The 5,609-nt window shown below is 63.3% G+C and carries 4 protein-coding genes and 1 tRNA gene; 3 read left to right on the top strand and 2 right to left on the bottom strand.

Annotated features, from left to right (window positions below; translation table 11 throughout):
* The first annotated feature begins 291 nt into the window (after nucleotides 1-291).
* Nucleotides 292-365, top strand: a tRNA-Thr gene (locus tag LQV45_RS16475).
* 497 nt (nucleotides 366-862) lie between these two features.
* On the opposite strand, the gene LQV45_RS16470 is transcribed toward LQV45_RS16475, so the two are convergent.
* Entirely contained in the window at nucleotides 863-1,144 is a 282-nt protein-coding gene (locus LQV45_RS16470) for a methylenetetrahydrofolate reductase (protein WP_230007955.1), read from the bottom strand.
* Between the two features lie 50 nt (nucleotides 1,145-1,194).
* Entirely contained in the window at nucleotides 1,195-2,724 is a 1,530-nt protein-coding gene (locus tag LQV45_RS16465; RefSeq protein ID WP_230007954.1) for a PucR family transcriptional regulator, read from the bottom strand.
* 195 nt (nucleotides 2,725-2,919) lie between these two features.
* On the opposite strand from LQV45_RS16465, the gene speB reads away from it, so the two are divergent.
* Entirely contained in the window at nucleotides 2,920-3,924 is a 1,005-nt protein-coding gene (gene speB / locus LQV45_RS16460) for an agmatinase (protein ID WP_230007953.1), read from the top strand.
* Nucleotides 3,925-4,103: 179 nt separating this feature from the next.
* Nucleotides 4,104-5,576, top strand: coding sequence for a cytosine permease (locus tag LQV45_RS16455; protein ID WP_230007952.1), 1,473 nt, complete (start codon nucleotides 4,104-4,106; stop codon nucleotides 5,574-5,576).
* Nucleotides 5,577-5,609: the final 33 nt, after the last annotated feature.

The following is a 5,609-nucleotide window of genomic DNA, read 5'->3' as shown; positions in this document are numbered from 1 at the left end:
CCATTACATGCAGGCCGCGGTCGACGCTAAGAAGTAACCGCACAAGGGCACATGCCGTTGAAGGCGCGCAGTTGAAGGCCACAAGTTGATGGCCCGGCCCCGGATCGTTCCGGTGCCGGGCCATTGCTTTTAGTCTTCGCTTCAGGCCTTCGCCGTGGCCTTCGCTGGGCGGGAGGGGCGTTGCGCGTTTTTCTCTGGGTTTTTCTCACCGGGCGTCGGTGGGCTAATCTTGTCTAGCGTCCTGGCATCCGCGCCATTTTGTGGCCCGGAGTTGTGTCGGGAAGCAGGAATGCCTCCTTAGCTCAGTTGGCCAGAGCACCGCTCTTGTAAAGCGGGGGTCGTCGGTTCGAATCCGACAGGGGGCCCCCCGAACCCCTCCGTTCCGGCGAATTTGGCCGGGACGGAGGGGTTTTCTTATGTCCTAAAACAGGCGACTAGCCGGGCGACGCATTTCCAGTCAACGTTTCCAGCCCTGTGGCGGAGGGTTCCGTCGACGAAGCGGCGACGGTACCGGGTAACTCGTCAAAACAATTGAAGCTGTAGAGATGGATGCCGTCGACGACAGGCCGGGCGGTCAGCTCGTTGATGAGAGTCCCGGGCGAGTAGCGTTCGCCGCTCAGGAGGCGGCGGGCGAGCGGTCGTTTCCGGCTAAGGAACCACAGGGACGTTCCGACGCCGATCTTCGTTGCCAGTGCAATCAGCCTGGTTCTTGGACGGCCCCGGCAACCCCGGCCAGGACCGGAAGCATGACTCCCTCGCGACGCAGCATCGCCGTGTAGCTATGGATACTGTCTGCCGAGAAGCACATCTGAGTGACGACGTTGGAGGCAAGTTCCTGCTTGGCCAACAATGATTCGAGCAGCTACAGCGGGCCGATGCCGGGATGACCCTCCGGATACCCGGCGACCCCAACGGCCATCTGGGCGCCGCTGATTTCGGCGGTCTCGCGCAGCAGCTCGCCGCCATCGGCGAAGGGACCCGCGGGCTGCGGGGCGTCACCGCCAACCGCGAACACTTCCGGGATGCCGTACCCAGCACATTCCCGGATGATGCCGGCCAGCTGGGTGCGATCCGCCAGGCTGCGGGCCGCGATGTGCGGGACCACGGTGTAGCCGAGCAGACTGAGCTGGGCGGCCGTGCGCATGGTCCGCCCGGTTCCGTGGTGAGGCAGACACGTGATGATGAGCGCCGTGGTCAGCGGTACTGCCGTCGTGGAGTGCTGACCTCAGCCGACGGCAGGCGCCGCGGATTGTCTTGGAGGTCCATGGCTTCATGGATCTGCAGGGCAAACCACAGTTGCGCCAGAGTGGAGGTTTCGGTCATATCGAGGCCCGTCAGCTCGCTGATCTTTCGGATGCGATAGATGATGGTCTGCCGATGCGCGAACAGGGCGGCTGCCGTTTTCTGCCAGGACCGTTGCGTGTCGAGGAACGTCTTGAGCGTGACGATGAGGTCCCCGTTTTCCCGCTGTTCGTACTCAAAAATGGGTCCGAGGAGCCGCTGGACCAGGGCGTGGCCTTCCTCAAAGCTGGTGAGCCCGAGCCACGAGGGTCCCTCGGCATAGCGGACCAACCGCTCGCCGGTGCTTGACGCCGTCCCAAGTGCCCACATCGATTCCTGAAGAGCTCTCTGCTCACCAGCGGCCGCGGACGGCCGGCTGATCCCGATCCTGACGTCCAAGGGGACCGTGTGTCGCAGCAGATCATCGGTGCAGTCTGCTGCGACAGCCAAATGGATTGTGTCGAATCTGCGCTGGCACGCCGTCGGGTAGCCGTGTCGCCAGAGATCAACGTGGATCCCTGCCAGGCGCTCACCGTCGTCGCTGGACATAGAGATGATGAGGAATTCCCGTGACGAAATCCCGAACTCAGGCAGTCGGCTTTCAATGTCGGCTATGCCCAGGCGCCCGTCAAAGGCCTGCAAAAGGAACTCCGCACCCAGCCGGCGCTGGTTCTCGAGAGACAGCACCGTCCGCGACAGCTCGAGTCCCAGGACTGTGGCCGCATGGAGCAGCACTACCGCGTCCGGGAGCGGTTCGGATTTCGGCAGCACCACCAGAAGCGCGTTGGCGTGAGTCGGAATATCCATCATCAGAAGGTGGCCTTCCCCCAACCGATGCCACTGGAACTTCTTGCTGGCCACCGGTGACTTGCTGGTCAGCGGTTCAAGTTGCTGCTTGAGGCCCGGTGGCAGCGGCTGGCCTCCGGGATGCCAGGCGTGCAGGCACCGTCGATCAATGACGAAGAGGCTGGCATCGAGTTCGGCTTCGATACCCAGGATCAGTCCCAGCCAGTTGCCCTCAGATGGCCCCGCCAGCCGCAGCAGGTCATAAATACGGGCCGTCTGGCGCAGCCTGCGGGACTCTTCGAGCAACGAAGACTCAGCGACCGAACGTGCGATGGCGATGAACGGAAGCGGGTAGGGGATGCTGATGAGCGGCAACGGCAAGCGGTCACAGGCATCGAGGAACTCGAGACAGAGTTCAGGGGCGTGCATCTGCTCGCCGATCGCCAGTGCCTCGGCAAGCTCAACCTGCCCCTCGGGATCGGCCGGAATGGAGAGCCCGTTAGTCATCATGAGCTCGCCGCCGGTGACCCATTCCCACAGGCGCGGCAGGTCGGAGGTGTGGGCCCAGGTGACCCGGTTGCCCAGACCGGCGGAGCCCGCCAGAAGGCTCAGTCCCAGCTGGGGTTCGGCAAGCAGTTCGGCCACGGTGATCGCCATGCGCGGTTCCTGTTCATGAGTCCGGGGGCCGCCCCCAGGCCGCTTATACATATGTATAAGCCTCTCGGCTCTTTGTAGTCAATCGGCGGATGTACCGCGTGACGCCGATCACTAATAGTTAAGGCATAGACCTCGACCGGCGCAGGAAGAAATTGCCAGGCCGACTGAAACCACAGCAACCGGAGGACCCCAGTCATGACCACGCACAAGCCAATCGGCCCCGTCGACGCAACAAAAGTTCCCCGCTACGCGGGCCTGGGCACCTTTGCCCGGCTTCCTCAGATTGACCGGGTCCCGGACTACGACATTGCGATCGTCGGTGTCCCGTTCGACGGCGGTACCTCCTACCGCCCCGGCGCCCGCTTCGGTCCGGCCGCTGTCCGTGAAGCGTCGCGGCTCCTGCGCCCCGGCTACCACCCTGAGCTCGACGTTGAGCCGGTATACGAAGCCCAGGTTGTGGACGCCGGCGACATCGCCTGTACCCCCTACGACTTCGCCCGCGCAGTCCGCGAGATCGAGGAACAGGCCCTCCCGCTCCTTGGCGACGCCGGCTCCGGCAAGAGGCTCATCTCCATCGGCGGCGACCACACCATCGCGCTCCCGATGCTGCGGGCCTTGAACAAGGTCCGCGGCCCCGTGGCCCTGCTCCACTTCGACGCACACCTGGATACCTGGGACACCTATTTCGACCAGCCGGTCACGCACGGAACCATCTTCCGCCGGGCCTTCGAGGAAGGCCTTCTGGTCGAGGACAAGTCGATGCACGTCGGCATCCGCGGCCCGGTTTATGACCGCAACGATTTCCTTCGCGACCACGAGTTCGGCTTTCAGATCATCCGCTGCTCGGACCTGGACGTCATCGGGGTTCCGGCCGCGATCCAGCGCGTCAAGGACCGGCTGGGTGACACCCCGGTCTATGTCTCCATCGACATCGACGTCCTGGACCCGGCCTACGCCCCGGGCACCGGCACCCCGGAAATGGGCGGGCTCCACTCCCGCGAACTGCTGGCGCTGCTCCGCGGATTGAACGGCATCAACATCGTGGGCGCCGACGTCGTCGAGGTCGCTCCGGCGTACGACCATGCGGACATCACCACAGTCGCTGCGGCGACGCTGGTCTTCGACCTCCTCGCCCTGATGGTGAACCGCAGCAAGGCCACCGCCAACGTCACTGAGGAGCTGCAAGCGGCCACCGTCTGACCACAACTGCTGGGCTCTCGCGCCTGATTTATACATATGTATGAACGGGTCTACGGCAACTATTCAATCGCCGGATTACCACTGTGACAAAAGTCACGAATGATTGATACATCAGATCCCGTGCTCGACGAAGTGCCGGGACAGAACAAAGAGGTTCCCATGAACTCCCGGAACGCATCATGAACGCTCGACCCACTCACGCCGTCACAGCCGAAGTACCCCGGCTCGAGGACAAGACCATTCAACCCATCCCGGCCCACGAACGCCATGGCAAGGCCCGGGACCTCTTCACCATCTGGTTCGGTTCCAACATCATGATCATGACCATCGTGACCGGGGGACTCGCGACGACGGTGTTCGGGCTCAGCTTTGTGCCGGCAATCGTCGGAATCATCATTGGGAACGTTGTCGGTGGCATCTTCATGGCACTGCATTCGGCCCAGGGCCCGCAGCTGGGCGTGGCGCAGATGATTCAGACCCGCGGCCAGTTCGGTTCGTACGGGGCACTGCTGATCGTGGTCATCGTGGTGGTCATGTACATCGGGTTCTTTGCGGCGAACCTCGTCTTTGGCGGCCAAGCGCTGGCCGCAGTCACCCCGGGCATCAGCGTCGATGCAGGCATCATTGTCATTGGCGTCGTGAGCGTCGTGGCCACCATCTTCGGCTACCGGCTCATCCACGCCTATGCACGCATCTTGAGCATCGTGGCCGGTCTGGCGCTGGTGCTGGCCTTCGTCTGGATCCTGGCCGTCCACGGATTGCCGGCCAGCTTCCTGGACCAGGGAAACTTCAACTGGGTCGGCTTCATGGCCACTATCTCCGTCTCCGCCCTCTGGCAGCTCGCCTACGCTCCCTACGTCTCGGACTACTCCCGCTACATGCCTCAGGGCACCGGCTCGGCCCCGGCGTTCTGGGCGTCCTATTCAGGCTGCGTCTTGGGAACACTCTTCCCGATGGTCCTGGGTGCCCTGGTGGGAACGCTCGCACTGGCGCTGATCAACGATGGCAGCAGCGTCGAAATAGTAGGGAGCCTGGGAGCCCTGCTCGGGCCATGGACCATGGTGATCATCGGAATCTTCTGCCTTGGCGTTGCGGCGTCGAACGCCATGAACCTCTACTGCGGGGTCCTGTGCACCCTCACCATTGGGCAGACGTTCAGGCCGGCCTGGTTGCCCCACGCCAAGACCCGGACCATTGCGTCAATCCTCCTCTTCACCCTAGCCCTGATGATCGCGCTGTTCGCCCGTGACAATTTCATCTTCTTCTACACGAACTTCCTCTCCTTCCTGATGTACGTCCTGGTTCCCTGGACGGCCATCAACCTGGTCGATTACTACCTCCTGCGGCACGGCGACTACCGGGTTGAAGACTTCTTCAAGCGCGACGGCGGAGTGTACGGAAGGTTCAACTGGGTGGCGATCGGAGCCTATGTTGCCGGCGCACTGATCCAGGTTCCGTTCTCGGCGACAGCGATGTTCACGGGCCCCGCTGCCGCAGCGATGAACGGCGTGGACCTCTCCTGGATTGTCGGCCTGGTGGTTGTTGCACCCCTGTACTACTTCGCGGCACGCATGTTCCGGAAAACGCCGGAAGCCGCCCCCTTTCAGTCGCCCGCATTCGCAGGTGACCTGATTGAGGCGCCGCGGGCGTAACGCCCGCTCCGGCACACCGCGCACCCCGGGCAC

Source organism: Microbacterium sp. Bi128 (genome assembly GCF_918698205.1).
The sequence above is the reverse complement of the archived record's forward strand: the minus strand, read 5'-3'. Positions and strand labels throughout refer to the sequence as shown.